Consider the following 26,330-nt stretch of genomic DNA (forward strand, 5'->3'; position numbering starts at 1 on the left):
CGAGCAGATGGAGAAGGACGGCGTCCCGTCGGGAGACCCCGCCGTGACCGTCGGCTGACCGCAGCAGAGAGGGGCCCGAACGTGACGATTCTCGAGACCATCCGGGGGCCGCGCGACCTCAAGGCGCTCGACGACACACAGCTCGGCGAACTGGCCGGCGAGATCCGGCAGTTCCTCGTCCACGCCGTCGCCAGGACCGGCGGCCACCTCGGCCCCAACCTGGGCGTCGTGGAACTCACCATCGCCCTCCACCGGGTCTTCGACTCACCCGCCGACCGCATCCTGTGGGACACCGGCCACCAGAGCTACGTCCACAAACTGCTCACCGGCCGGCAGGACTTCTCCAAGCTCCGCGGCAAGGGCGGCCTCTCCGGCTACCCCTCCCGCGAGGAGTCCGAGCACGACGTCATCGAGAACTCCCACGCCTCCACCGGGCTCGGCTGGGCCGACGGCCTGGCCAAGGCACGCGACCTGCGCGGCGGGGACGAGCACGTCGTCGCCGTCACCGGCGACGGCGCGCTCACCGGCGGCATGGCGTGGGAGGCCCTCAACAACATCGCGGCCGCCAAGGACCGCCCCCTCATCATCGTCGTCAACGACAACGAGCGCTCCTACGCGCCCACGATCGGCGGCCTCGCCGGCCACCTCTCCACCCTGCGCACCACCGACGGCTACGAACGGTTCCTCGCCTGGGGCAAGGACGTCCTCCAGCACACGCCCGTCATCGGGCCGCCGCTGTACGGGTCGCTCCACGGCGCCAAGAAGGGCTTCAAGGACTTCATCGCACCCCAGGGCCTGTTCGAGGACCTGGGCCTGAAGTACGTGGGCCCGATCGACGGGCACGACATCGCGGCCGTGGAGGCGGCGCTGCGCCGCGCGAAACGTTTCCACGGCCCCGTCCTCGTCCACTGCCTGACCCAGAAGGGCCACGGTTACGCGCCCGCGCTGGAGGACGAGGCCGACCGGTTCCACGCCGTCGGCGCCATGGACCCGCTGACCTGCGCCCCGCTCGCCCCCGCCGCCGGCCCCTCCTGGACGTCCGTGTTCGGCGACGCGCTCGCCGAGATCGGCGCCGAACGGCCGGACGTCGTCGCCCTCACCGCCGCGATGCTGCACCCGGTCGGGCTCACCGCGTTCGCCGAGCGGTTCCCCGACCGGGTGTGGGACGTCGGCATCGCCGAGCAGCACGCCGCCGTCTGCGCGGCCGGGCTCGCGACCGGCGGCCTGCACCCGGTCGTCGCCGTCTACGCCACGTTCCTCAACCGCGCCTTCGACCAGGTGCTCATGGACGTGGCCCTGCACCGGTGCGGCGTCACCTTCGTCCTGGACCGGGCAGGCGTCACCGGTGCGGACGGCCCCTCGCACAACGGCGTCTGGGACCTGTCCGTCCTCCAGGCCGTCCCCGGACTGCGCATCGCCGCCCCGCGCGACGCCGACCAGCTCCGGGCCCAGCTGCGCGAGGCGGTCGACGTGCGGGACGCGCCGACCGTGCTGCGCTTCCCCAAGGAGTCGGTGGGCCCCTCCGTGCCCGCCGTCGGGCGGATCGGCGGCATGGACGTCCTGCGCCGGGCGGACGGCGCCTCCGACGTGCTGCTGGTGGCCGTCGGTGTCATGGCGCCCGTCTGCCTCGGGGCGGCCGAGCTGCTGGCGGCGCGCGGCATCGGGTGCACGGTCGTCGACCCGCGCTGGGTCAAGCCCGTCGACGAGCGGCTGGCCGGCCTCGCGGGCGGCCACCGGCTCGTCGCCGTCGTCGAGGACAACAGCCGCAGCGGCGGGGTGGGCTGGGCGGTCGGGCAGGCGCTGCGGGACGCCGGGACCGACGTACCGCTGCGGACCTTCGGGATCCCGGAACAGTTCCTGGCGCACGCCAAGCGCGGCGAGGTGCTGGCCGACCTCGGCCTCACCCCCGTGGAGATCGCGGGACGGATCGGCGCCACGCTGGCAGGCAAGGAGAACGACGTATGAGCAAGAAGTTCGACCTGGCGGCACTCCTCGCCGACCGGGGCGGCGAGGGCTACGAGCTGCACGCCCGCCACCTCAACCCCCAGCTGCCCCGCATGCTCCGCACGATCGGCTTCGACAAGCGCTACGAGAGCGCCGAGGGCGCCTACTTCCGGGACGCCGACGGCAACGACTACCTCGACATGCTCGCCGGCTTCGGCGTGATGGGCCTGGGCCGGCACCACCCCGTCGTGCGCAAGGCCCTCCACGACGTCCTCGACGCGGAGCTGCCCGACCTCACCCGCTTCGACTGCCCGCCCCTGCCCGGCCTGCTCGCCGAGAAGCTGCTGACGTACTCGCCGCACCTGGACAGGGTCTTCTTCTCCAACAGCGGTACGGAGGCGGTGGAGACCGCGCTGAAGTTCGCCCGGTGCGCCACCGGCAGGCCGCGCGTCCTGTACTGCTCGCACGCCTTCCACGGGCTGACCACCGGCTCCCTCTCCGTCAACGGGGAGAGCTGCTTCCGCGACGGCTTCGCCCCGCTGCTGCCCGACACGGCGATCGCGCTGGGCGACCTCGGCGCGCTGGAGCGGGAGCTGCGGCGCGGCGACGTGGCCGCCCTCATCGTCGAGCCGATCCAGGGCAAGGGCGTCCACGAGGCCCCGCCGGGCTTCCTGCGCGCCGCTCAGGACCTGCTGCACCGGCACAAGGCGCTGCTGATCGCCGACGAGGTGCAGACCGGGCTCGGCCGGACCGGCACCTTCTACGGCTACCAGCACGAGGAGGGCGTCGAGCCGGACCTGGTGTGCGTCGCGAAGGCGCTGTCGGGCGGCTACGTGCCGGTCGGGGCCACCCTCGGCAAGGACTGGATCTTCAAGAAGGTGTACTCGGCGATGGACCGGGTGCTGGTCCACTCCGCCAGCTTCGGGGCGAACGCGCAGGCCATGGCGGCCGGCCTCGCCGTCCTGTCGGCGCTGGAGGACGAGGAGGTCGTGGCGAACGCCCGGGCGACGGGCGCGCTGCTGAAGTCCCGGCTCGCCGCGCTCGTCGACCGCTACGAGATGCTGCACGAGGTGCGCGGCCGCGGCCTGATGATCGGCATCGAGTTCGGCCGCCCGTCCTCCCTGGGCCTGCGCAGCCGGTGGACGATGCTCCAGGCGGCCCGGAAGGGCCTGTTCGCGCAGATGGTCGTGGTCCCGCTGCTGCAACGGCACCGCATCCTCACCCAGGTCTCCGGCGACCGGCTGGAGGTCATCAAGCTGATCCCGCCGCTGATCATCGGCGAGCGGGAGGTGGACCGCTTCGTGACGGCGTTCACCGACGTCATGGACGAGGCGCACAGCGGTGGCGGCCTGATCTGGGACTTCGGCCGGACCCTGGTGAAGCAGGCGGTCGCCACCCGCTGACTTTTGCCTCCCGGGCAAGAAATTTGCCCCGGGGGAAAGATGGTGGCGCAATGGGTGCATGAGCACTCCCGCCGCGGCCTCCGACGGCCCGGGGCCCTCCGGCCCGGGGCCGTCGGACGCGTCCTCCCCGAGTCTGCCGGACGTCGCGCCGCAGCTGCGCGCCCTGCGGCGGCGCCGCGGTCTCACCCTGGAGGCCGCCGCGCAGCGCGCCGGGCTCTCGCCGGCCCACCTGTCACGGCTGGAGACCGGCCGCCGCCAGCCCTCGCTGCCGATGCTGCTCGGTCTCGCCCGTGTCTACGGTACGACCGTCTCCGAGCTGCTGGGCGAGGTCCCCGCGGAACGCGACCCCGTCGTGCGGGGCGGCCGGGCCGAGCCCGCCGAGGCGGACGGCTGGGTCTACCACCAGGCCGGCGGCCCCGGGCGGGCCATGCAGGCACTGCGCGTCCAGGTGCCGTACGCCACCCGCGCCGACCTCGTCCGCGTCCACCCGGGGGAGGAGTGGCTGTACGTCCTCGACGGACGGGTGCGCCTGGCCCTCGGGGAGGCCGTCCACGTGCTGGACCCCGGGGACAGCGCGCACTTCGACTCGCTGACCCCGCACCGTATCGCCGCCGCCACCCGTGGCGGGGCGGAACTGTTGTTCGTCCACACCCTCATGCAGAGCGCCGCGGCCGACCTGTGCCTCGGTGCGGGCGCCCACCGGCGCTGACCCCGATCGGAGAGATCGCTCATGTCCTACGAAGGGAAGTTCCCCAGGGGGCTCGTCGTCCGGCTCTTCGCCTACCTGGTGGCGGGCCACCTCTTCGCGGCCTTCCTCTACCTGCTGTTCGCGCTCGGGGCGAAGTAGGGGCTCAGCCCTCGTCGAGCAGGCGCTCGCGCAGCCGCTCCCTGGTGGCCCCGCTCAGCTTCAGCCCCTCGGTCAGGTAGCGCTCGGTCGAGCCCCAGGTCTCCTCGATGGTCTCGAAGGCGGCCGCGAGGTAGTCGATGCGGGCCTCGAAGAGCGGGCTGAGCAGCTCCATGACCTCCGGAGACATACCGGCCGGGGAGCTGTCGCTGCGGCGCACCTTGTACCGGCGGCGCGGGTCGTTGGACTTGAGGTAGTCCTCCTCGATCGCGTCCCGCTCGACGCCGACCGCCAGCAGGGACACCGCGATGGACAGGCCCGCGCGGTCCTTGCCGGCCGCGCAGTGCATCAGGGCCGGGACGCTCTCCTCGGCCAGGGCGTGCAGCACCCGGCTGTGCTCGGCGGTGCGCTCCTTGATGATCATGCGGTACGAGGCCGTCATGCGGGCCGCCGCCTTGCCGTCGTCGAGTATCGCCCGCAGCTGGTCGAGGTCGCCGTCGCGGACCATGGTCCAGAACTCGGCGCCGTCGGCCGGGTCGGAGAGCGGGATGTTCACGTTCCGCACGCCGGGCAGCTCGACGTCCGGGCCCTCCAGCTTCTGGTCGGCGGCGTTGCGGAAGTCGAAGATCGTGTGGAGGCCGAGGCCCGCCAGGAACGCCGCGTCCTCGCCCGTCGCGTGCGCGAGGTGGCCGCTGCGGTAGAGCCTGCCGTGGCGCACCCGCCGGCCGTCCACGGTCGGAAGCCCACCGACGTCACGGAAGTTGCGCACTCCGGTCAGCTCGGGCTCGATCGACGGGACCTGCGGCAGCTGCTGCGTCACGGGGGCTCCTCCGTGTGTGCGGTCGGCGTCGGCCGCCGACGATGTCGCGGTCCGACGATACGACATTGGTTCGTCGGGCAATCAATCTCTGTGCGCCTCGCACATGCGTTGCCCTTCCCATGGTCGGGGCCGTTTCGGTGATCGTCTATGTGTGGAGGTCGTACGCCTGATCCGGATGGTGGGGGAGAGGCGGGCGGGGTGCCCGGACGGGCCGGTGGCGGGGGCTCGGGGGGCCGTGCGCGGGGCAGGCGGCGGGCGCGGGCCCGGCAGGGGGGGCCGAGGCGGAGAAGGGGCGCCGCGGGTCCCCCGTGCACGGGGGCGCGTGTGCCGGGGCGGGAAGGGGTGGGGGTGGAGGGTGCTCCGGTGCGGTCCGGGGTGGTGCTTCTGTCCGGATTGGAGATGTTTTGCATTCCCTCGCTTGCGAGGTGGCGCGGACGGCGTTCCGGACAAAAGGGGTGGGTGATTCATGAGAGTCGTAAGGTCTCGTCAAGGAATGACGGTTCTGTCCGTATTGGCGCATTAGGTATAACCTGCCCCGGCCGTACGGGAGCTGGCGCCGGGTCACGTGAGCAGCGTCATAGCCGTGACCGTCCGTGGCGGCCCGCGGCCGCCGAATTCCGTGCACGGAACGGGAATTCATGATCCGTAATCCACGGAGGGTGACCGGAATTCCCCGGCCGTCACACTGCCGGGAATGCCGGTGCCAAAGTGGCGGCTTGTTCCCGCCGACCCGGCTCGCTTACGGTCACGGCAATCCGGCCGGACCGCCGAATCCTGCCACCGGTCGGAATTCGTACCCACCCACGCGTGGCAGGAGCGGGGGACCCAGGTAAGTCGCCGGACCGGAATTCCGGGACGGCTCGGGGTGAAGTCGCGTCAAGGCGCGGCCGGGCAACTCCAGTCCGAACCCGACAGCTCACCTCGCAGGCGCCGGAGAGGAAAACGCCATGCCCGCGAAGGGTAAGCACCGCCGTCCCAAGTCCAACTCCATCACGCGTGGTTTCGTCGCCGCCGGCACGGGTGGCGCGGCCATCGCCCTCCCGCTGCTCGGTGCCACCGGCGCGCACGCCGCCGCCCCGGCCGCCCCGCAGCAGGCCGTGACCGCCGCGGTCACCGCCGTCGAGGCGGCCCCGGCCGCCGCCGCCCCGCAGAAGACCGCGCCGCGCACCTACACGGTCGTCGCGGGCGACTACCTCTCCAAGATCGCCAAGAACAAGAACGTCAAGGGCGGCTGGCAGAAGCTCTACAAGGACAACCGCCAGGTCATCGGCGAGGACCCGTCGCTGATCCTCCCGGGCATGAAGCTCACCCTCGGTGCCAAGTCCTCGGCCGCCCCGGCGAAGGCCGCGCCCGCCGAGCGGAAGGCCGACGACAGCCGCAGCGAGAGCCGCGCCTCGCGCTCCGCCGCCAAGGCCGAGGCCCCCGCCCAGTCCGCCCCGAAGACCAGCGGCTCCGGCTTCACCGCCCCGGTCGACGCCGGCGTCACCACCCCCTACCGCGCCTCCGGCTCCAGCTGGTCCTCCGGCTACCACACGGGCGTCGACTTCTCCGCCTCCTCCGGCACGACCGTCAAGGCCGTCGGCCCCGGCACCGTCGTCTCGGCCGGCTGGAGCGGCGCCTACGGCAACGAGGTCGTCATCCAGCACACCGACGGCACCTACTCGCAGTACGCCCACCTCTCCTCGCTGTCCGTCTCCTCCGGGCAGTCCGTGAGCGGTGGCCAGCAGATCGGCCTGTCCGGCTCCACCGGCAACTCCACCGGCCCGCACCTGCACTTCGAGATCCGGACCAGCCCCAACTACGGCTCGGACATCGACCCGCTGGCGTACCTGCGCCAGCACGGCGTCTCCATCTGACGCCTCCGCGCACGCGCGTTCGCCCGGCACCGCCCCCCGGTGCCGGGCGCAGCCGTATTCCGGCTTGGGGGAATCTTGACCGGTGGCAAACATCACGCCCCGTCAACCCCTCCTTACGGTCGCGTAAGTCACATCTCCGGGTGAAGGATGTGCTCCCGTGGCAGACGATTCGACATTCAGAGACAGTGACGTATTCGGGTCGTACGCGGCGATCGGTGACAGCTTCACCGAGGGCGTCGGAGACCCTGGCCCCGACGGAACGTTCGTCGGCTGGGCGGACCGCCTCGCGGTGCTGCTCGCCGACCGGCTGCCGGAGCCCGACGAGTTCCGGTACGCCAACCTCGCCGTACGCGGGCGCCTCCTCGACCAGATCGTGGAGGAGCAGGTCCCGCGGGCCAAGGAACTCGCCCCCGACCTGGTGACCTTCTGCGCGGGCGGCAACGACATCATCCGGCCCGGCAGCGACCCCGACGACGTGGCCGAGCGCTTCGAGCGCGCCGTCGCCGACCTGACGTCCGTGGTCGGCACGGTCCTGGTGACGACCGGCTTCGACACGCGGGCCATGCCCGTGCTGCGCCGGCTGCGCGGCAAGATCGCCACGTACAACGGGCACGTGCGCGCCGTCGCCGACCGCTACGGCTGCCCGGTGCTGGACCTGTGGTCGCTCAGGACCGTGCAGGACATGCGCGCGTGGGACGGCGACCGGCTGCACCTGTCACCCGAGGGCCACACCCGGGTGGCCCTGCGGGCCGGGCAGGTCCTGGGCGTCGACGTCCCGGCCGACCCCGACCAGCCCTGGCCGCCGCTGCCGCCGCGCGGCACCCTCGAGGTGCGCCGGGACGACATCCACTGGGCCCGGGAGTACCTGGTGCCGTGGATCGGCCGCCGGCTGCGCGGCGAGTCGTCCGGCGACCACATCTCGGCCAAGCGGCCGGACCTGCTGCCGCTGTAGGGCACGGCCGCCGCGGGGGCACGGCCCTGGTGGGGCACGGCCCTGGTGGGACACGCCCTCGTGGGACAGGACCGCCGGAGGGTCAGGCGCCGGGCGCGGGCGGGGGCCCGGGCGTGGCCTGGGGGCCGGGCGGGGACCCCTCCGGGGCGGAGGCGGAGCGGCCGGGCGGGGCTGCGGGGGAGTGCGGGGCTGCGGGGCAGTGCGGGGTGTCGGGGGCGTGCGGGGTGTCCGGGGCGCCGATCTCCCGGGCGAGGGCCTCGTCCGCCCAGGCCAGCATCGCGGCGCGGGTGAAGGGCGCCGCGTACGCCGTCATCTGCACCGCCAGGCCGTCCAAGAACGCCGTCAGCCGCCAGGCCGCCGCCGCGGGATCCGCGCAGCGGAACTCGCCCGCCGCCGCACCCTGCGCGATCACCTCGGTCAGCGCCGCCTTCCACTGCCGGTCGAGGTCCTGGGCGACCTCCCGCAGCGCCGGCTCGCGCAACGCCGCCGCCCAGCCCTCGATCCACAGCCGCCACCCCTTGGCCCGGCCCGTCGGGGCGTACCAGCGCACCGCGGCCCGCAGCCGCCGGGCCGCGGTCGTACGGCGGCCCAGCAGCCGCCGCAGATGTGCCAGGTCCCCCTCGGCGGCGTACGCGAAGGCGGCCGCGAGGAGCTTCTCCTTCGTCGAGAAGTGGTACAGGACCAGCGCGTTGCTCACGCCCAGGGCGGACGCCACGTCGGCGATCCGCACCGCCGCCACGCCCCGCGCCTCGATCTGCTCGACCGCGGCCCGCAGCAGTTCCTCCCGCCGCTCGGCCACGCTCAACCGCACTCTGCCCACGCCGCCACCCTAGGGGGTGTCGCGGAGCCCGGGGGCGGGCTCCGGGGCACCGGGTGACCGGCCGCCCGCCCACCGCGACGGCCCCGGCCCGGCGCTGTCACACCCGCCGCCCATAATGGAGGGACCCTCACCACTGGAGGACCAGTGACCCGCACCGGCGTACCGCACCAGCTCCGGTCCCACCTGCGTTCCCTGCGGCCCGCCGGCTTCGGCGCGGACGCCGCGGGAGAGCGGATGGAGCGGATCCGCCGCTCCCCGAACTTCGCGGACGGCGTGTTCCGCAACCCGGTGGGGACCTCGCACAGACCGACCGGCTCGACCAGGGATTTCGCGAAGACCTACTTCGAGAAGGAGTCGCGGGCGCTGCGGGCGCCGTCCGGCCCCGTCCCCGTCCACCCGACCACCGTCGCCGATCTCGCCCGCCCCCCGGCCACCGGCCTGCGGGTGACCTGGATGGGCCACTCCAGCGTGCTCGCCGAGGTGGACGGCCACCGGGTCCTCTTCGACCCGGTGTGGGGGGAGCGCTGCTCACCCTTCACCTTCGCGGGACCCAAGCGGCTGCACCCCGTCCCGCTGTCGCTCGCCGCGCTCGGGCCGGTCGACGTGGTCGTCATCTCGCACGACCACTACGACCACCTCGACCTGCCCACCATCCGCGCCCTCGCCGCCACAAAGACCCTCTTCGCCGTGCCGCTCGGCGTCGGCGCGCACCTGGAGCGCTGGGGCGTGCCCGCGTCCCGGCTGAGGGAGCTGGACTGGAACGAGTCGACGGAGATCGGCGGCCTGCGGCTGACGGCCACCCCGGCCCGCCACTTCTGCGGCCGCGGCCTGCGCAACCAGCAGCACACCCTGTGGGCCTCCTGGGTCGTCGCGGGCCCGGAGCACCGCGTCTACCACAGCGGCGACACCGGCTATTTCGACGGCTTCCGGGAGATCGGCGCCGAACACGGCCCGTTCGACGCCACCATGATCCAGATCGGTGCGTACAGCGAGTTCTGGCCCGACATCCACATGACACCGGCCGAAGGCCTGCGGGCCCACCTCGACCTCCAGGGCGGCCGGGCGCACGGTGTGCTGCTGCCCATCCACTGGGGCACGTTCAACCTCGCCCCGCACGCGTGGGCGGAGCCGGGGGAGTGGACCAGGGACGCGGCCGGTGAGGCCGGGCAGCGGGTGGCCCTCCCGGTGCCGGGCCGGCCCTTCGAGCCCGGCGGGACGGTTCCGGACGATCCCTGGTGGCGGGCGGTCTCGAAGCCGCTCGCCCGCCCGTGGCGCCGCCCGGCGGCGACGGAGCCGGATCCCGGCGTCCGGGGCGGCCTCGACCTCGCCGGGGAGCGGTGACCCGGCCGGGACGTACGACCGGCTCGGGACCGGGCCGGTCCGTTACCACCCGCCCCGAGGGAGAACCGGTGCGGCCGGTCCACGGCTGCTGACACCGCGGTACCGGGGTCGGTCGCCGGGCCGCCGGGGCAACGGTAAGACGGTCAAGGGGAGTTGCCGTCGTGTTATCGGGCGGCCGTGCGACGCCTCATTCCGGAGCGGGACGTCAGGCGCGCAAGTCGCCCACCGGACAGACTTCGTGACGATTCGGCGACTACTGTGTGTGGTCGATGGGCAACAGTAGGCACATGTGACGCCAGACGCCTCTCCCGCGCCATCGATCCCGAACATCCGCCTCCTCCGAAGCAGTTCTGTTCCTGGGGCCCACGTACCAAGGACGCCGATGTCTCGACTACGCGCACCCGCCGCGCGACCGGACCGCCGTGAAGGCGGGCGGCACGGCCGGCCGGGCGCCCGTCTCCTGCCGTACCCCGGCAGGACGCGCGCCGCAGCCTCCCCCTCCGCAGCCTCCCCCTCCCCGTCGCTCTCACCGGACGTCCGTTTACGTCCCCGGCTCCAGCGCGTCGCGGTGCTGCCGCCCGTCGTGGTGGCCCTGGGCGGGGCGGCCGCCGTGCTCGTCACGATCCGCTCCACCGGCGCCACTCCGTCGCCCGCCCTGTGGGGCGCGCTCAGCGCCTCGGCGGCGCTCGCCGTGGCCGTCGTCGCTGCGGCCCTGCTCGCCGCCAACCGTGCGGCCACGGCCGTACGGGACCGGTGCGACGCCCTGAACCGGCGCAGCGCCCGTGGCCAGAACGAGCTGCGCGCCCTGGTCGAGCAGCTCCGCCGCGGGGAACGGCCGCCCGCCCGCCAGGGCGCGGCGCTGCCGTCCCCCGGCGGTGACCCGTTCGACCGGCTGACGGAGGAGCTGAGCCGGGCCCACGAGGTGGCCATGACGACCGTCGTGCAGGCGTCCCGGCTGTCCAGCAGCGTCGGCGACGAACAGAAGGTCGAGGTGTTCGTCAACCTCGCCCGGCGCCTGCAGTCGCTGGTGCACCGCGAGATCCAGCTCCTCGACGAGCTGGAGAACGAGGTGGAGGACCCGGAACTGCTCAAGGGCCTGTTCCACATCGACCACCTCGCCACCCGCATCCGCCGGCACGCGGAGAACCTGGCCGTCCTCGGCGGGGCCGTCTCGCGCCGCCAGTGGTCCCACCCCGTCACCCTGACCGAGGTCCTGCGCTCCGCCGTCGCGGAGGTCGAGCACTACCCGAGGGTCAAGCTGGTGCCGCCGGTCGACGGCACCCTGCGCGGCCACGCCGTCGCCGACGTCATCCACCTGCTCGCCGAACTCGTCGAGAACGCCACCCTCTTCTCCGCGCCGCACACCCCGGTGCTGCTGCGGGCGCAGTACGTGACGGCCGGGCTCGCCGTCGAGGTGGAGGACCGCGGCCTGGGCATGTCCGCCGCCGAACTGGACAGGATGAACGCCCTGCTCGTCGACCCCGACCAGGTCAACGTGGCGCACCTGCTCCAGGACGGCCGGATCGGGCTGTTCGTCGTGTCGGCACTCGCCCGCCGGCACGGCATCGCCGTACGCCTCCAGTCCAACATCTTCGGTGGTGTCCAGGCGGTCCTGGTCCTTCCCCCGGGCCTGCTCGGCGCCGAGCCGGAGGGGCTCGTCCCGGCCCCCCGGCACCACGAACTGCAGGCGGGGCGGGCACCGGTCCCGGTGGAATGCGCGCCTGAGCCCACCACCGGGCACGCCCCCGGACAGCCGACCGGACAGCCGCCCGGGCCGGCACCCGAGGCGTGCCCCGCGGGCGCCGTGCCGGGCGTGCCGCACGGACCCGGCGAGGCCGCGCCCGACGAACCGGCCGGCCCGCACCTGCCCGTACGCGGTGAACGGTCCGAGCGGCCGCCGCACACCGCGACGGCGCCGCCCGGTGCCCCGGGCCGCCCCCGGCTGCCCAAGCGGCGGGCGCAGGAGCACCTGGTCGCGCAGCTGCGCGACCCGCCGACCCCGCGCAGGGGCGACGACGCCGTGCACGACCCGGGCCTCATGGCTGCCTTCCGGCGCGGCATCGGCCTGGCCGAGTCCATGCCGGCGGTGTCCCGGGAACACGGTCCCGTCCCGCCCGAGGCCCCCGAGCCCCCCGCACCCCCGGCGCGTCCCCCGCTACCGGAGCGGCCCGCACCGGCGGGGCGCCCCGAACCGCACCGACACGACGAAGCGCACAAGGAGTAGATGCACCATGGCGAGCGCTGTGCCGACCGGCCATTCCCCCGACCTCGACTGGCTGCTCGGCGGCCTGGTCCAGCGGGTGCCCCACACCCGCAGCGCGGTCCTGCTCTCCTCGGACGGCCTCGTGAAATCGGTGCACGGGCTCGACCCCGACAGCGCCGACCACATGGCCGCCCTGGCGTCCGGGCTGTACTCCCTGGGCCGCAGCGCCGGCAGCCGTTTCGGCGACGGCGGCGAGGTCCGGCAGGTGGTCGTCGAACTCGACTCCACCCTCCTGTTCGTCTCCACCGCCGGATCCGGCACCTGCCTGGCGGTACTGGCCGGCCGGGAGGCGGACGCCGCCGTCCTCGGCTACGAGATGACCATGCTGGTCAAGAGCGTGCGGCCCTATCTGATCACCCCGGCCAGACACACGGCGGCGCCGGGCGGCCGGGGGCGCTGACCCGTGCCACGCCGATACGACGGGCCGTGGCTCGACGACGCCGCCGGCCGGCTGGTCCGCCCGTACACGGTGAGCGGCGGGCGCACCCGGCCGACGGCCGCACTGGACCTGCTCTCCCTGGTGCGGGCCACCGGGACGGTGCCGCGCGCGCACCTGGGCCCCGAGCACACCCTGGCCCTGGGGCTGTGCGACGGGCCCACCTCGGTGGCCGAGGTCGCGGCGCACATGCGGTTGCCCGCCGTGGTCACCAAGGTGCTGCTCTCCGACCTCCTGGACTGCGGGGCGCTGACGGCGCGGGCGCCCCGCTCCTACGACACCCCGACCGATCGTTCCCTGCTGGAGGCAGTGCTCGATGGCCTACGACGACGGCTCTGAGAACGGGGCCGAGGACCGGGCCGCGGCCCTTGTTCCGGACCCGGCGGAGCTCCGGACCTGGGCCGCCGACTTGGCGGAGGTCCGGATCCCGGCCCAGGTCCCGGCGGAGGTCCCGGCCCCGGCGGGGACCCCGGCCCCGGTCCCGGTGGAGGCTCCTGCCCCGCCGGCGGACCGGGACGCGTTCCCCACCGCCCTCAAGATCCTCGTCGCCGGCGGCTTCGGGGTCGGCAAGACGACCTTCGTCGGGGCGGTCAGCGAGATCGAGCCGCTGAGCACCGAGGAACTGCTGACCACCGTGAGCGCCGCCACCGACAGCCTGGAGGGCGTCGAACGCAAGACGACCACCACCGTCGCGATGGACTTCGGCCGCATCGGCCTCGACGACGGGCACGTGCTCTACCTCTTCGGCACACCCGGACAGGAACGCTTCTGGTTCCTCTGGGACGAACTGTCCGAGGGCGCCCTCGGAGCGGTGGTCCTCGCCGACACCCGGCGACTCCAGGCCGCCTTCCCGGCGGTGGACTTCTTCGAACGGCGCGGCATCCGCTTCCTGGTCGCCGTCAACGAGTTCGACGGCGCCCACCACTACGAACCGGAGGAGGTGCGGGCGGCGATCGGCCTCGGGCCGGAGGTGCCGGTCGTGCTCTGCGACGCCCGGCTCGCCAGCTCCGGGATCCAGACCCTCGTCACCCTCGTCCAGCACCTGCTGGACACCTACCCGGCCCCGGCCCAGGCTCCGGCGCCGAGCCACGGAGCACCGACATGACCTATGACCCGACCGGCCACCTGCTCCTCACCCCCGTCGACCGGGAGGCCCCGCTCCGGGTACGGCGGTTGCGGCAGCTCGGCATCGGGGAGCGTCCGGACCCCGAGTTCGACGAGTTCGCCGGCAAGCTCGCCGAGGTGACCGGCGCACCGTACGCCATGGTCAACTTCATCGACGAGAACCGGCAGTTCTTCGCCGGCCTGCGCACCCCGGACGGCACCCGGCCGGCCGGGGACACCGTCGCCGCGGTACCCGCCCGCGGCGCCGTCGGCCGGTACATGGCCCGCGACCACGGCTACTGCCCCCATGTGGTCGTACGGCGCAAGGCACTGGTCCTGGAGGACGTCTGCGACTACCCGCGGTTCGCCGGAAACCCGGTCGTCGACGAACTGGGCGTCCGCTCCTACCTCGGCGCGCCCCTCATCGACCGTACGGGCACGGTCCTCGGCACGGTCTGCGTGGTCGACACCGCGCCGCGGCCGTGGGGCCGGCCGGGCCTGGAGACCATCAAATCGCTGGCGGCCGAGCTGGTGGAGCGGATCCACCGGCGGGAGCCCGACGGCCGGCCCTGACGCCTTCTTCCGCGCACCGGCGCACCGGGCGATGCTGAGGTGATGTTCGAACACTTCGAAGCAACGACCGTCGGGACCGGGGAAGCGGACATCTTCGTCCGGTACGGGGGCGACGGGCCACCGGTCCTCCTGCTGCACGGTCACCCCCGGACCTCCGCCACCTGGCACCGCGTCGCCCCGCTCCTGGCCGAGCGCGGCTTCACCGTCGTCTGCCCCGACCTGCGCGGCTACGGCCGCTCCCGCGGCCCGGCACCCACCGCCGACCACACCGCCCACTCCAAACGGGCGGTCGCCGGGGACCTGGTGCGGGTGATGGAGGCGCTGGGCCACGCGCGTTTCCACCTCGCCGGGCACGACCGCGGTGCCGCCGTCGCCCTCCGCCTCACGCTCGACCGTCCGGAGGCGGTGCGGCGCGCGGTGTTCCTGGACGGCCTTCCGCTCACCGAGCATCTCGCCCGGGTGGACGCGACGTTCGCGACCCAATGGTGGCACTGGTTCTTCTTCGCCCAGCCGGACATCCCCGAACGCGTCATCAACGCCGACCCCGACCGGTGGTACCGGGGCGACCCGAGCACCATGGGGCGGGAGAACCACGACGAGTGGCGCGCGGCCACCAGGAACCCGGACGTCGTCCGCGCCATGCTGGAGGACTACCGCGCCGGACTCACCGTCGACGCCCGCCACGAGGAGGCGGACAGGGCCGCCGGACGGCGGGTCCGCTGCCCCGCCCTGATCCTCTGGTCGCTGCGGGACGATCTGGAGGAGCTGTACGGCGACCCCGTCGCGATCTGGCGCGACTGGGCCGACGACGTACGCGGCCACGGCATCGACTCCGGGCACCACATCGCCGAGGAGGCCCCCGAGGCCCTCGTCGCCGACCTGGCGGCCTTCTTCACGGCCGACGCATGACACGAGGACGCACCGCGGGGGTGGGACGGCAGGAACCGGCCCGTGGTGGGTGAGGCGCGTCACAACTTCCCCACGGGCGGGGCCTCGTGTCACATTCCCGTGCTCCGGTCCGTCGGAAGGGTGAAGGCCCGTCACACGGAACGAGGGAGCAGCCCCATGAAGGCTCGGATGGACAACCCGGCCACCGTCATCCCCGAGGTCATGCCCGCCATCCAGGATCTGATCAAGGCGGCGAAGAAGGGCGGTGTACCGGAGACCGTCCTGGAGCTGGTGCACCTGCGCGCCAGCCAGATCAACGGCTGCGGCTTCTGCGTCGATCTCGGCGCGCGCCAGGCGAAGAAGAGCGGCGTCAGCGACGAGCAGCTGCACGCGGTCGCCGCCTGGCGCGAGGCGCCCTACTTCAGCGACGCGGAGCGGGCGGCGCTGGCGCTTGCCGAGGCGGCCACCCGGCTCGCCGACACGCCGGACGCGGTGCCGGACCACGTGTGGGAGGAGGCCGCTCACCACTTCGACGAGCGCCAGCTCGCCTCGATCATCCTGTGGGTGGCGACAACCAACTTCTTCAACCGGATCAACGTCACCGTCAAGCAGCCGGCGGGCGTGCCCGGCTGGTGACCTCCGGGCGGCCGTGGGGCGCCGCGACCACCGGTCGCGGCGCGCCCGGCCTCCGTTCGGCGCCGTTGCCGGTGGCGGACCGTACAGCCCGGCCGCGGGTGGGCGCGGCGGCGCTCTGGGTCCTCGCCGACGCCGGGCGCCAGGCCGGCCCGCGTCGCCTGCTCGGCGCCCATGCCGGCCTCGCCACCCATCCCCGCTTCGGCGCCCATCCCCGCCTCGGCGGCTCACCGCCGGGCGGGCCCGCAGGCCGGGGCCCCGGCCCGTGTCATGGGCCGCCGACACGGGCCGGGCCGGCGGCGCAGCGCCCTAGGTCGTGTCCGCAAAGTCTCGCCTGGCCCGCGGCGCCCGGCACGCGCTCCCCCAGAGGGGGGACCCCCAGCGGCGTTGTTGTCGGTCACCATGGCTCCCTCCTCCGCCTTGCGATCGCACGCACCGGACACCGCGACCCCCGCCCTCCGGGCGGACGCCGATACTTTGCGGACACTCCCTAGCCGCCCAGGAACGCGGTGACGCGGTCGCGCACCCCCCGCGGGTCGAGGCCGTGTGCGGCCAGGTGCTCGTCCATCCGGCCGTAGCGGCGCAACTCCCGCCGGGCCACGCCCAGGCCGAGGACCCGGTGCGGGACGTCCGCCAGGGCGTCGTTGGCGGCGGCCGTCGAGGTGCCCGCGAGGTACGGCTCGACGATCACGACGTCGGCCGGGCCACCGCCGGCGACCGCACGCCGCACGGCCGCGCCGTCGAAGGGGCGCACGGTCGTGGCGTACAGGACCGTCACGTCCAGCCCCTCCGTCGCCGCCAGGACGGTGTCGAGCATCGGGCCGACCGCCACGACCACGCCCGCCCGGCCCTCGCGGACCGTGAGGAACCCGCCGCCCGTGAGGGCCCGCGCCTCCCGGTTGGTCTGGAGCGACAGCCGTACGTACACCCTGTCGTCGCCCGCGACGGCGTGCCGCAGCAAGGCCTCCGCCTCGTCCGGATGTCCCGGCACGTGCACCGTCCAGCCGTCCAGCGTGTCCAGCAGGGCCACATCACCCGGCGACATGTGGGTGAAGCCGCCGGCCGGCCAGTCGTACGAAGCCCCCGCGCTCACCAGCACCGCGCCCACGCCCTGGTGGCCGAGGTCCAGCTTCACCTGCTCGAAGGGCCGCTCGACCAGGAAGCTCGCGAAGGTGTGCAGCACCGGCCGCAGGCCCGTGAGCGCGAGGCCGCCGCCCACGCCGATCAGCAGCTGCTCCCTGATCCCGACGTTGACCACCCGGTCCGGATGCCTCTCCTCCGCCTGCCGGAAGCCGTCGCGGCTGATCTCGGCGAGGACGAGCGCCAGACGCGGGTCCTCGTCCAGCAGCCGGGTCGTGGTCGAGATGAAACGGTCACGCATCGTGTCCATGAGTGTTCTCCCCCTACGCGTTCTTGGGCTCGACGCGGGCCACCACGGCCCGTGGACGCCCCGGATGGGGGCGGGTGAACGCCGCGTACAGCGCCTCGTGGTCCCGCCCGTCGACGGCCTGTGCCGACCAGCCGGCCGCCTCGAACCGGGCGACGATCCCGCCGGGCCGCGCGAAGCTCGCCGACGCGTTGTCGATCACCAGCGTGTGCAGCTGCTCCAGTCCTGCCGGGCCCGCGTAAGCGATGGCCTCGTGGTTGCTCCCCTCGTCCAGCTCCGCGTCGCCGACCAGGACCCACACCCTCGGGTCGGTGAGCCCGTGCGCCCGCAGCCCGAGCACCGTGCCCACCGCCAGCGGCAGCCCGTGCCCCAGCGACCCGCTGCCGATCTCGGCCCCCGGCACCAGCAGCCGGTCCGGGTGGTGGCCGAGCGGCGAGTCGTACGACCCGAAGCCCGGCAGCAGCTCCTCGGAGAGGAACCCCTTGGCGGCGAGGACGGCGTAGTACGCCATCGGGCCGTGCCCCTTCGACAGCAGGAACCGGTCCCGTCCCGGCGCGTCCACGGTCGCGGGCGACACCCGCAGCACCCGGTCGTAGAGCACCCACAGCGCGTCCAGCGTGGACGTGGCGGCCGGGCCGTGCTTCTCGTCACCGGTCATCAGGGCCATCAGCCGCTCCAGCTCGCGCGGTGCGCCCCGCTTGTCGTCGCGGGCGCCGCCGCCCGCCACGGAGATCTCAGCCGTGTTCGTCATGCCACCGACAGTGCAACCTCAACCCCGCTTGAGGTCAACCCGCGGAAGTGGTTCGTGATCACCGGCAGGAGTGCGGTATTGTTCTCGTGCACGCAGGGCCGAGGGGAAACCCCAGGTCAGACGGGCATCGGGACGTGGCGCAGCTTGGTAGCGCACTTGACTGGGGGTCAAGGGGTCGCAGGTTCAAATCCTGTCGTCCCGACTCGAAGGAGTCGCAGGTCAAAGGGCCGTTTCAGAGTGATCTGAAACGGCCCTTTGATCGTTCCGGGTGCCGCTGGACCTGCGCACCGCGCACGCAGCGCCCTGAGGTACGTCCCGCACCGGCCGGACCCGAACGGCGGCCGGTTCGACCGGCTCGCCGGCAGGAGGCGCCCGGCGCGGCCCGGGCCCGACCCGGTCGGGCAGCGGGACCCTGGGGCGCCCGGGCAGCGGGACGGTCGGGGAGACCTCACGGGGTGAACAGCTCGTCCTGCTCGGTGCGGAGGGCGTCGACCAGGCGGCCCGGGGGCAGCGTCACGTCACGGTAGGAGATCACGGTGTCCTTGGCGACGGCCCGGCGCAGCACGCAGCCCTCGGAGATCCCCATCGGCAGCAGCTCGCCGGCGCGGGTCGCCGTGTGCGACTCGGCCACCCCGAAGGTGTCGTAGCCGCCTATGCCGTCCAGCACCGTACCGGCGGGCAGGTCGCGCTTGGCAGTCGCCACCACGTCGACCCGGGGGCCCGCGGGCGGGGTCAGTGCGGCATCGCCGAAGTCCACCGCGCGCACCACGGTGTGCGGCACCTCGAAGTGGCACAGGTGGTAGGGCGTGTAGAAGCAGTAGAGCGGGCCCCGGCCGAGCTTGTACAGCTCCAGGTACGAACGCTGCGCCGGGTCGTCGTGGGTGCCCAGCACGTACACGCCCGGCGCGGGCTTGGTGCCCACCACGTAGTCCACGATGCCGCCGAACTCGCGCAGTTCGTCCACGTCGTACATCAGTGTCAGCTCATCGACGTGGCCGCGGTGGTCGCGCCCGTACATGCCGCGCCGCGGCACGGTGAAGCCGAAGGCGTTGGCCACGATCGCCTGCTCGAAGGAGACCTTCGTCCCGTCCGTGAAACTGGTGATCATGTGAACGTTCTGGCCCCACCGGTCGGCGAACGGCTGCTGGGTGGTCGGGGTGCGGTACTCGTCCTGGAAGCCCTTGATGTTTCCGGCCACCAGCGGGGTGACGCCCAGGCTGTGCACGAAGCGGAGCAGATTGGCCTGCACCGCCGGCTGGTCACCGTCCGCCCCGGTGAGCACCACCCCGGCCGAGCGGGCACGGTGCGCCAGCAACGGGCCGACCGTACAATCGAGTTCGGCGTTCATGGTCACCACCGGCAGGCCCCGCTCGATGGCGGCGACGGTGACCCGGGCGCCGAACTCGACCGCCCCCGTGACGTCCACCAGGCAGTCGATGCCCTCCGCAGCGACCAGTGCGAACGCGTCCTCGGTCACCACTGGCCGGCCGGTGGCCACAGCCGCAGAGATCGCGTCGGCCGTGTCGGCCCGGCACGGAGCCAGTCCTGCCTCCTTGTAGGCGCGTTCCGCGTTGTCCGGGTTCCGGTTGGATATGGCCGCCACCCGCATGCCGGGCACCGCGGCGGTGATGTGCCGGACCAGTCCGCGCCCCATGTAACCGGCACCCACCATGCCGACCCGGATCGGCCGACCCTCTTCCGCGCGGCGGCGCAGCGCCGTATCGACGATGATCATCGGCGGGCCGCCGGCCCTGCGGCCGCCGCGTGCCCCGGGCGCCGCGCGGGAAGCGGGCACACCGGGAACCGGAACGGGCGACGGATTCCGGCGGGTGTTCGGCGGTCCTCCGCCGGTTGTTTCCGTTCCATGAGCGCCGCACCCTTCGGCCCAGTGGCGTGAACCAGCATGGCGAATCTCCGATGCCTGTTGTTGCGTCAGGGAATTGCGAGGCTAGGTCGGGGCCAGGAAACCGGGCAACAGCCGCCGGTCGGCCGACCCTGTACGGGAACCAGTGAACGGAGCCGGAATGGCTTTCGCCTGGGAAAGACACCGAAGAGCCCTTGGCGCGCGTACCGTGACCGCGAGGGTTTTCGACTGCTTACCGTACGCAGTCGAACAAGGAACCGGCTGCAATGAACGGAAGTTGACGAGCCGTCCGGAGCACTCGGTATGTTCGCGCAATGCGCCCGCTCCCCGTCGCAGACCCAGGCGTCCCCGATATCCGGTCGGCTTCCCGGTACTTGCTGTGGCTCGCGGGCCGCATGGCCGGGCCGCTGGGCGTCGCCGCGTTCCTCGGCCTGCTGTGGCTCGGCTCGCAGGCACTCGTGCCGGTCGTCGTCCGCGAGGCCGTCGACGAGGGTCTGATCCCCGGCGACATGAACGCCGTGCTGTTGTGGTCCGCGGTGCTCCTGGGCCTCGGAGTGGTGCAGGCGGTGTCCGGAATGATCCGCCGTCGGCTGAGCATGCACAACGCACTGTCGGCCGGCTTCCGCACGGTGCAGCTGGTGGTCGGCCACGCGGACCGGCTCGGGGCCGGCCTGGAGCGGCGCGTCGACGACGGTGAGCTGGTCAGCGTGGGCACATCCGACATGACCACCATCGGCAGCGCGTTCGACGTCGTCGGCCGGGCCTTCGGCGCCGTCGTCTCCACGCTCCTGGTCGCCTTCATACTTCTCGACCAGTCGCCCTCGCTCGGTCTCCTCCTGATCGTCGCCCTGCCCGCCATCATCCTCACCCTGGGCTACACCCTGCGCCCGCTGCACCACAGGCAGAGCGCCTACCGGGAACTCCAGGGCGAGCTGACCTCCCGGCTCACCGACGTGGTGAGCGGACTGCGGGTCCTGCGGGGCGTCGGCGGTGAGTCGTCCTTCGCCCGGTCCTACCGCGAACGCTCCCAGCGCGTACGCGACGCCGGCTCCGGCGTCGCCGGGGCGGAGGCCCTCATCCGCGCCGCCCAGGTACTGCTCCCCGGCCTCCTGGTCGGCACGGTCACCTGGATCGGCGCCCGGGCCGCGCTCACCGGCTCCGTCACGCCGGGCGAGCTCGTCGCCTTCTACGCGTACGCCGCCTTCCTCGTCGAACCGCTGGCCATCTTCACCGACACCGCCGACCGGTTCACCCGCGCCCACGTGGCCGCCCGCCGAGTGGTGGCCGTACTGGCACTGCCCGCCCCGTGCCCCGACGTCGAGCGCGGGCGCGCCCCGGTGCCGGCGGGCCGGCACGACCTGGTCGACGAGGTCACCGGACTGGTCGTGACGGGCGGGTCCTTCCTGGTGGTCGTGGCCCCGCCGACGGAAGGCGTGCGGCTGGCCGACCGGCTCGGCGGTTACGCCGAGGGTCCCGTCAGGTACGCCGGGCTGCCGCTCGGCGATCTGCGCACCACCGAGGTCCGCCGGCACATCCTGGTGGTCGACAACCGCTCCCGGCTCCTGCGCGGGCCCCTGCGGGACAGCCTCGACCCGCACGGCACCGCAACGGACGACGAGGTGTTCGCCGCCCTGCGGGTCGCCGCGGCGGAGGACGTCGTCGAAGCGCTGCCCGAAGGCCTGGACACCGTGATCACCGCCGGCGGGAACCGGTTCTCCGGCGGCCAGCGCCAGCGGCTGGTCCTTGCCCGCGCGGTGCTCGCCGACCCCGACGTCCTCGTCGTGGTCGACCCCACCTCCGCCGTGGACGCCCACACCGAGGACAGGGTGGGACGCCGGCTGCGCGCCGCCCGCGAGGGCCGCACCACCGTCCTCGTGAGCTCCAGCCCGCTGCTGCTCGACCGCGCCGAGCGGGTCGCCCTGCTGCACGGAGGGTCCGTCTCCGCCACCGGACGCCATCGGGACCTGCTGGCCACCAGCGCGGAGTACCGCCGTGTCATCCAGCGCGAAACCGGCGGCGCCCTCACCGAGCTCCACGCCGTCGACCCTCCCGGAGGAACCGCCGGCGACGCCGCCGAAGGAGCGCCCGCCACCGGTCTCGTCACCCGGGGGAACACCGAATGAGCAGGGCCATGCTGCCGGTCGCCGACACCGCCGAGGTCCGCCGGCACGCCCGCGCCCTGGCCCGGCGCCACCGTCGGGACCTCGGGTTCCTGCTGGCACTGCACGGACTCGCGGCCGTGTGCGGACTGATCGCCCCCTGGCTCGTCGGGCGGCTCGTCGACGAAGTGGCCGACGGCACCACGGCCAACACCGTCGACCTTCTCGCCCTCGGCCTGCTGGCCTCACTGGTCAGCCACGCGGCGCTCACCTACGGCGCGGTCCAGCGCTCCTGCCGGTTCGGCGAGAAGATCACCGCAGAGGTGCGCGAGGACTTCGTCGACCGGGTCGTGTCGCTGCCGCTGTCCACCGTGGAGGACGCCGAGCCCGGTGACCTGATCACCCGCGCCTCACGCGACACCGACGCTCTCACCAACACCGTCCGCTATGCCGCGCCGGAAACCCTGATCGCCACGCTCACCTGCCTGTTCACTTTCGTCGCCCTGCTGCTCACCGGACCCCTCACCGCCCTGCCCAGCCTCCTCGTCGTCCCGCTGCTGTGGGCCGGGACCCGTTGGTACCTGCGGCGCTCAGGCGTCGCCTACCGCAGGCGGGCGGCCGGGTACGTGGCCCTCGGGGACAACCTCGCCGAAACGGTGCCCGGTGCGCGCACCGCCGAGGCGTTCGGCCTGCGCCCGCGGCGGCGCCGGGAGCTCGACCGCGACCTGGGGGAGGCGTACGAGGCCGAGCGCCACACCATGTGGCTCCGCAGCGCCTGGTACCTGTCGGTCGAGCTCAGCTATGCCGTCCCGCTGGTCGCCACCGTCGCCGTCGGCGGGCTGCTGTACACGGGCGGGCTGGCCCCCCTGGGCCAGGTGGTCGCCGCCACCCTGTACGTACGGCAGCTCATCTTCCCACTGGACGACGTGCTGAGCTGGATGGACGAGTTGCAGATCGGTTCCGCGTCGCTGGCCCGGGTGCTCGGCGTCGGGAAGCTGCCCGCCGACCGCGAGCCGACCGGCGCCCGGCCCGACGGACAGGACCTCAGCGCCCGGGCCGTCACCTTCGCGTACGTGCCGGGACGCGCCGTCCTGCACGGCGTCGACCTGGACCTGGCGCCGGGTGAACGGCTCGCCGTCGTCGGCCCGTCGGGCTCCGGGAAGTCCACCCTCGGCAAGCTGCTCGCCGGTGTCTACCACCCCGATTCCGGGACCGTGAGCGTCGGGGGCGTGCCTCTGGTCGAGCTGGCCACCGAGGAACTGCGCGGTCGCATCGCCCTGGTCACGCAGGAGCACCACATCTTCCGCGGCACGCTGCGGGAGAACCTCGCCCTGGCCCGGCCCGGCGCGGACGACAGCCTCGCACAGCGCGCCCTGGACGTCGTCGGCGCGGGCGACTGGGCGGCCGCGCTCCCGGACGGTCTTGACACTTTGGTCGGCTCCACCGGGCACGACCTCACCGCCGCTCAGGCCCAGCAGGTGGCGCTGGCCCGTCTGGTGCTCGCCGACCCGCACACACTGGTGCTCGACGAAGCCACGGCCCTGCTCGACCCGGCCACCGCACGGCACGCCGAGCGTGCCATGGCCGCTGTGCTCGGCGACCGGACGGTCGTCGCCATCGCGCACCGGCTGCACACCGCCGAGGACGCCGACCGCATCGCCGTCGTCGACAAGGGCCGCATCACCGAACTGGGCAGTCACCACGAGCTGCTGGCCGCCGGCGGCGCCTATGCCGCTCTGTGGCGCACCTGGCAGGGCGAGTGAATTCCCGCCCCCTCCGCGGCGATTGAAATCATTGCGGCACATACGGCTCCGGCCTAGCCTGAGCCTCATGAATCCGAGAAAGCCGCACGTGGATTGGGACAGCCTTTTCGGCGACGATTACGACTACTTCGACCTGCCCGACCTCACTCCCGAGCTGAGCGGGGAGGAAGCGACGAGCATGGTGGAACTCGGTGGGTTCGAACCGGGGATGCGCCTCCTGGACGCGCCGTGCGGACACGGCCGGCACGCCAACGTGCTCGCATCACGCGGCTATCACGTGGTCGGCGTCGACCGGGACGAGCGCTTTCTCGAAATGGCCCGGCAGGAGGCCAGAAAATTGGCGGTCGAAGTCGATTACCGGCACGTCGACCTCCGTGAGATGTCCTTCGAAGCGGAATTCGACGCGGCCGTGTCCTGGTACAGCTCCTTCGGCTACTTCGACGACGACACGGACCGGGACATACTCCGGCGCTACCGCCGCGCACTGCGCCCGGGCGGCCGATTCCTGCTCGACATGCACTCCCCGTACCGACACATCCCGAGCGTGCTGGCCAACCACGAGATGCACGTCGACGTCCTGCGCCGCGGACCGGACATGGCCGTCGACATCCAGGAGCTGGACGCCGAGGCGAGCCGCTACTACGCGGAGAAGATCACCATCCGGGACGACAAGGTGGAGAGGGCCCGCTACAGCGTCCGTATGTTCACCGCGCCCGAGATCCTGGAGTGGTTCCGCACCGCCGGTTTCTCCCACGCGCGGGTCATGAACGAGACGGGTGGCACGTTCACCGTCAGCAGCCGCCGCCTGATGGTCCTCGGCACCGCCTGAGCGACCACCACCGCGCGCCCCGGCCCACCGTGACCGACCGATCGCGAAAGAGGGTTCCCGTGGACGCCCACACCGACCGCACCGACCGCACCGCACATCCCGTCGTGCCGGCCGACCGGCTGCGCACCTCCGGCCCCGGCATCGACCTCGACGCCCTGCGCGCCCATTACGGCGCCCACCGCTGCGCCCAGATACCGCAGGTCGCCGACGTCACCGCGCTCAAGGCGGCAGCCCTGTCGGCGTACCGGCAGCTGGGCGACGAGCCCCTGGTCGACTGCCAGGAGCACACCACCGACGGCGGCGGGCTGGGATACGGCTTCCGGTTCCAGCGCATCGACGCCAAGTCCGACTCGCCCGCCCACTCCGCACGGGTCACCACCGTCCTGCGCGACCACGGCCTGCTCGACTGGGCCGAACACGCGGCGCGGCAGCTGTTGCCCGTGGTCGACACCATCACCGGCCGCCGGCTGCGTTACGAGCGGGTGTTCCTCCTGGCCTACCGGGAGGGTGACTACATCGGCCCGCACGGCGCCGAGGAGGACACCGACCTGGACCGGTTCAACCTGCAGTTCCCGCTCTGCTACGACACCGTCGGTGTCATGCGCATCCTCCGCCGCGGCTACCTGGAACCGATGTACGACCGGGAGGGCGACGCCCGGCTCCTCGGGCCACGCATGTGGCACGAGGTACCGCCGCTGCTGCGGCTGCCCCAGGGGGGCGACCCCCTGCGTCTGGTCGTCTCCTTGCGGCTGATGGCGCAGGCGTGACCGGCCCCACGACCGGCACCGGACGAGGGGCGCGCACCACCGAGGCGGCCACCGTGGCCGCGGAGGTGTTCCGGCGCCACGGGGCGGACTTCGCGACCGCCCGTCGCGCGGCAGGCTGGACCAACGCCACCTGGATCGGCGGCGGGATCGCGGTGCGCGTCGCGGGCTCCGCCGCCGCCCGGGATCTGGTGCGCGAGTGCCGGCTGGCCGCCCTGCTGCCCCTCGACGTGGGCTACCCGACGGTGCTCGACTCCGGTGCGATCCGCGGCTTCGAGTGGGTGGTCACCCGCGAGATCGCGGCGACCAGTCTGGACGACGCCTGGGCCTCCCTGGACGGCGAACGGCGGGTGACCGCGACGCGGCGGCTGTGGGAGCGGGCGCGTGCGGTGCACCGGGTCGACCCGGCCGCCGCCGCGCCCGTCGCCCGCCCCCGCAACCCCTTCTACGCGACGACGTTCGACGAGGCCGACGCCGCGCTGGGAAGACTCCGCGCCACAGGCGTGCTGACCACCGGCGAACGCCGGCGGCTGGGCGCCGCGCTCGAGCGACACTGGGCCGCCCTGCCCGCGGCCCTCCGGGTGCTCAACCACGGGGATCTCTCGCCGGTGAACGCCCTGTGGGACGGCACCGACGTGGTGTCCCTCCTGGACTTCGAGTTCGCGGTCCTCGCCCCCGTGCAGCTGGACCTCAACGAACTGGTCAAGATGGCCTGCGCACCCCCCGGGCCGGACGCCGGGTCCACCGCCCGGGAACGCGCCGACCGGGCACTGCTGCAGGAGGCGGTGGCCGAACTGGCCCGCCCCTTCCTGCGCACCGACGCCGAGGTGGACCTGCTGGTCGGCCATTCGGTCCAGCTGGAGGCGTGGGGCCTGGAGCGTGAGCTCGCCAAGCCCGGCAGGAAGGCGTACCAGGAGTGGGAGCCGTACCGGATGCTCGTCGCCTGGGCGCACGCCGACAGCGGTTACTACGCCCCCGTGCTGGGGCGCTGAGCCC

General features: G+C 73.3%; 23 protein-coding genes, 1 tRNA gene, 1 pseudogene and 1 riboswitch. Of the genes and pseudogenes, 20 read left to right on the forward strand and 5 right to left on the reverse strand.

What is annotated here, in order from left to right:
* Positions 1-81 precede the first annotated feature (81 nt).
* The 4 genes from dxs to A4V12_RS22270 are packed head-to-tail and all read left to right on the forward strand — an operon-like array spanning position 82 to position 4,194.
* Positions 82-1,965, forward strand: a complete 1,884-nt coding sequence (gene dxs, locus A4V12_RS22255; protein ID WP_064071183.1) for a 1-deoxy-D-xylulose-5-phosphate synthase — start codon at positions 82-84, stop codon at positions 1,963-1,965.
* Positions 1,962-3,347, forward strand: a complete 1,386-nt coding sequence (locus A4V12_RS22260) for an aspartate aminotransferase family protein (protein ID WP_064071184.1) — start codon at positions 1,962-1,964, stop codon at positions 3,345-3,347. Before dxs ends, A4V12_RS22260 begins: the two co-directional genes overlap by 4 nt.
* A gap of 58 nt (positions 3,348-3,405) precedes the next feature.
* Positions 3,406-4,056, forward strand: a complete 651-nt coding sequence (locus A4V12_RS22265; protein WP_064071185.1) for an XRE family transcriptional regulator — start codon at positions 3,406-3,408, stop codon at positions 4,054-4,056.
* Positions 4,057-4,077: 21 nt separating this feature from the next.
* Positions 4,078-4,194, forward strand: a complete 117-nt coding sequence (locus tag A4V12_RS22270) for a DUF6126 family protein (protein WP_064071186.1) — start codon at positions 4,078-4,080, stop codon at positions 4,192-4,194.
* 4 nt (positions 4,195-4,198) lie between these two features.
* On the opposite strand, the gene A4V12_RS22275 is transcribed toward A4V12_RS22270, so the two are convergent.
* Positions 4,199-5,011 (reverse strand): tyrosine-protein phosphatase, encoded by an 813-nt coding sequence (locus A4V12_RS22275; protein WP_064071187.1) that lies wholly within the window; start codon positions 5,009-5,011, stop codon positions 4,199-4,201.
* A 788-nt stretch (positions 5,012-5,799) separates the two neighbouring features.
* Positions 5,800-5,956, forward strand: a riboswitch (cyclic di-AMP (ydaO/yuaA leader).
* A 2-nt stretch (positions 5,957-5,958) separates the two neighbouring features.
* Between A4V12_RS22275 and A4V12_RS22280 the strand changes: the two genes are divergently transcribed.
* Positions 5,959-6,867 carry a M23 family metallopeptidase gene (locus A4V12_RS22280; RefSeq protein ID WP_064071188.1) on the forward strand — a complete coding sequence of 303 codons (909 nt, stop codon included), beginning with the start codon at positions 5,959-5,961 and terminating at the stop codon, positions 6,865-6,867.
* A 157-nt stretch (positions 6,868-7,024) separates the two neighbouring features.
* Positions 7,025-7,819 carry an SGNH/GDSL hydrolase family protein gene (locus A4V12_RS22285; protein WP_064071189.1) on the forward strand — a complete coding sequence of 265 codons (795 nt, stop codon included), beginning with the start codon at positions 7,025-7,027 and terminating at the stop codon, positions 7,817-7,819.
* Between the two features lie 235 nt (positions 7,820-8,054).
* Here A4V12_RS22285 and A4V12_RS22290 read toward each other — a convergent pair.
* A pseudogene (locus A4V12_RS22290) lies at positions 8,055-8,639 on the reverse strand (TetR/AcrR family transcriptional regulator); the annotation flags it as partial.
* 144 nt (positions 8,640-8,783) lie between these two features.
* On the opposite strand from A4V12_RS22290, the gene A4V12_RS22295 reads away from it, so the two are divergent.
* From A4V12_RS22295 to A4V12_RS22330, 8 genes are all read left to right on the forward strand, one after another.
* Complete coding sequence (locus A4V12_RS22295; protein ID WP_064071190.1) at positions 8,784-9,980, forward strand: MBL fold metallo-hydrolase; 1,197 nt, start codon at positions 8,784-8,786, stop codon at positions 9,978-9,980.
* Between the two features lie 382 nt (positions 9,981-10,362).
* The gene (locus A4V12_RS22300) at positions 10,363-12,204 is read left to right on the forward strand and encodes a sensor histidine kinase (protein ID WP_079137254.1); all 1,842 of its coding nucleotides are present in this window, start codon (positions 10,363-10,365) and stop codon (positions 12,202-12,204) included.
* A gap of 7 nt (positions 12,205-12,211) precedes the next feature.
* On the forward strand, positions 12,212-12,643 hold the full coding sequence (locus tag A4V12_RS22305; RefSeq protein ID WP_064071192.1) for a roadblock/LC7 domain-containing protein: 432 nt from the start codon (positions 12,212-12,214) through the stop codon (positions 12,641-12,643).
* 3 nt (positions 12,644-12,646) lie between these two features.
* Positions 12,647-13,018 (forward strand): DUF742 domain-containing protein, encoded by a 372-nt coding sequence (locus A4V12_RS22310; protein ID WP_064071193.1) that lies wholly within the window; start codon positions 12,647-12,649, stop codon positions 13,016-13,018.
* A 145-nt stretch (positions 13,019-13,163) separates the two neighbouring features.
* Positions 13,164-13,784, forward strand: coding sequence for a GTP-binding protein (locus A4V12_RS22315; protein WP_064071265.1), 621 nt, complete (start codon positions 13,164-13,166; stop codon positions 13,782-13,784).
* Positions 13,781-14,356 carry a GAF domain-containing protein gene (locus A4V12_RS22320; protein WP_064071194.1) on the forward strand — a complete coding sequence of 192 codons (576 nt, stop codon included), beginning with the start codon at positions 13,781-13,783 and terminating at the stop codon, positions 14,354-14,356. The genes A4V12_RS22315 and A4V12_RS22320 overlap by 4 nt, the downstream gene beginning before the upstream one ends.
* A 42-nt stretch (positions 14,357-14,398) precedes the next feature.
* Positions 14,399-15,265: an alpha/beta fold hydrolase gene (locus tag A4V12_RS22325; RefSeq protein ID WP_064071195.1), complete on the forward strand. Its 867-nt coding sequence runs from the start codon at positions 14,399-14,401 to the stop codon at positions 15,263-15,265.
* 156 nt (positions 15,266-15,421) lie between these two features.
* Positions 15,422-15,880 carry a carboxymuconolactone decarboxylase family protein gene (locus tag A4V12_RS22330; protein WP_064071196.1) on the forward strand — a complete coding sequence of 153 codons (459 nt, stop codon included), beginning with the start codon at positions 15,422-15,424 and terminating at the stop codon, positions 15,878-15,880.
* A gap of 487 nt (positions 15,881-16,367) precedes the next feature.
* Here the strand turns inward: A4V12_RS22330 and A4V12_RS22335 are convergent, their stop codons facing one another.
* Together A4V12_RS22335 and A4V12_RS22340 are read right to left on the reverse strand one after the other, a co-directional pair.
* Positions 16,368-17,267: a transketolase family protein gene (locus A4V12_RS22335; protein WP_064071197.1), complete on the reverse strand. Its 900-nt coding sequence runs from the start codon at positions 17,265-17,267 to the stop codon at positions 16,368-16,370.
* A gap of 13 nt (positions 17,268-17,280) precedes the next feature.
* On the reverse strand, positions 17,281-18,015 hold the full coding sequence (locus A4V12_RS22340) for a transketolase (protein WP_064071198.1): 735 nt from the start codon (positions 18,013-18,015) through the stop codon (positions 17,281-17,283).
* Positions 18,016-18,143: 128 nt separating this feature from the next.
* Between A4V12_RS22340 and A4V12_RS22345 the strand changes: the two genes are divergently transcribed.
* A tRNA-Pro gene (locus tag A4V12_RS22345) sits at positions 18,144-18,217 on the forward strand.
* 246 nt (positions 18,218-18,463) lie between these two features.
* On the opposite strand, the gene A4V12_RS22350 is transcribed toward A4V12_RS22345, so the two are convergent.
* Positions 18,464-19,810: an NAD(P)H-dependent oxidoreductase gene (locus A4V12_RS22350; protein WP_234372286.1), complete on the reverse strand. Its 1,347-nt coding sequence runs from the start codon at positions 19,808-19,810 to the stop codon at positions 18,464-18,466.
* Positions 19,811-20,253: 443 nt separating this feature from the next.
* Between A4V12_RS22350 and A4V12_RS22355 the strand changes: the two genes are divergently transcribed.
* The 5 genes from A4V12_RS22355 (at position 20,254) to A4V12_RS22375 (ending at position 26,326) form a co-directional block, all read left to right on the forward strand.
* Positions 20,254-22,002 (forward strand): ABC transporter ATP-binding protein, encoded by a 1,749-nt coding sequence (locus tag A4V12_RS22355; protein WP_234372287.1) that lies wholly within the window; start codon positions 20,254-20,256, stop codon positions 22,000-22,002.
* Positions 21,999-23,741, forward strand: a complete 1,743-nt coding sequence (locus A4V12_RS22360; protein ID WP_064071200.1) for an ABC transporter ATP-binding protein — start codon at positions 21,999-22,001, stop codon at positions 23,739-23,741. The genes A4V12_RS22355 and A4V12_RS22360 overlap by 4 nt, the downstream gene beginning before the upstream one ends.
* A gap of 67 nt (positions 23,742-23,808) precedes the next feature.
* Positions 23,809-24,570 (forward strand): SAM-dependent methyltransferase, encoded by a 762-nt coding sequence (locus tag A4V12_RS22365; protein WP_064071201.1) that lies wholly within the window; start codon positions 23,809-23,811, stop codon positions 24,568-24,570.
* 59 nt (positions 24,571-24,629) lie between these two features.
* Positions 24,630-25,337 (forward strand): hypothetical protein, encoded by a 708-nt coding sequence (locus A4V12_RS22370; RefSeq protein ID WP_064071202.1) that lies wholly within the window; start codon positions 24,630-24,632, stop codon positions 25,335-25,337.
* Positions 25,334-26,326: a phosphotransferase family protein gene (locus A4V12_RS22375; protein ID WP_064071203.1), complete on the forward strand. Its 993-nt coding sequence runs from the start codon at positions 25,334-25,336 to the stop codon at positions 26,324-26,326. Before A4V12_RS22370 ends, A4V12_RS22375 begins: the two co-directional genes overlap by 4 nt.
* Positions 26,327-26,330 lie beyond the last annotated feature (4 nt).

It is taken from the genome of Streptomyces noursei (genome assembly GCF_001646665.1).
GTDB classification, from domain to species: domain Bacteria; phylum Actinomycetota; class Actinomycetes; order Streptomycetales; family Streptomycetaceae; genus Streptomyces; species Streptomyces lavendulocolor.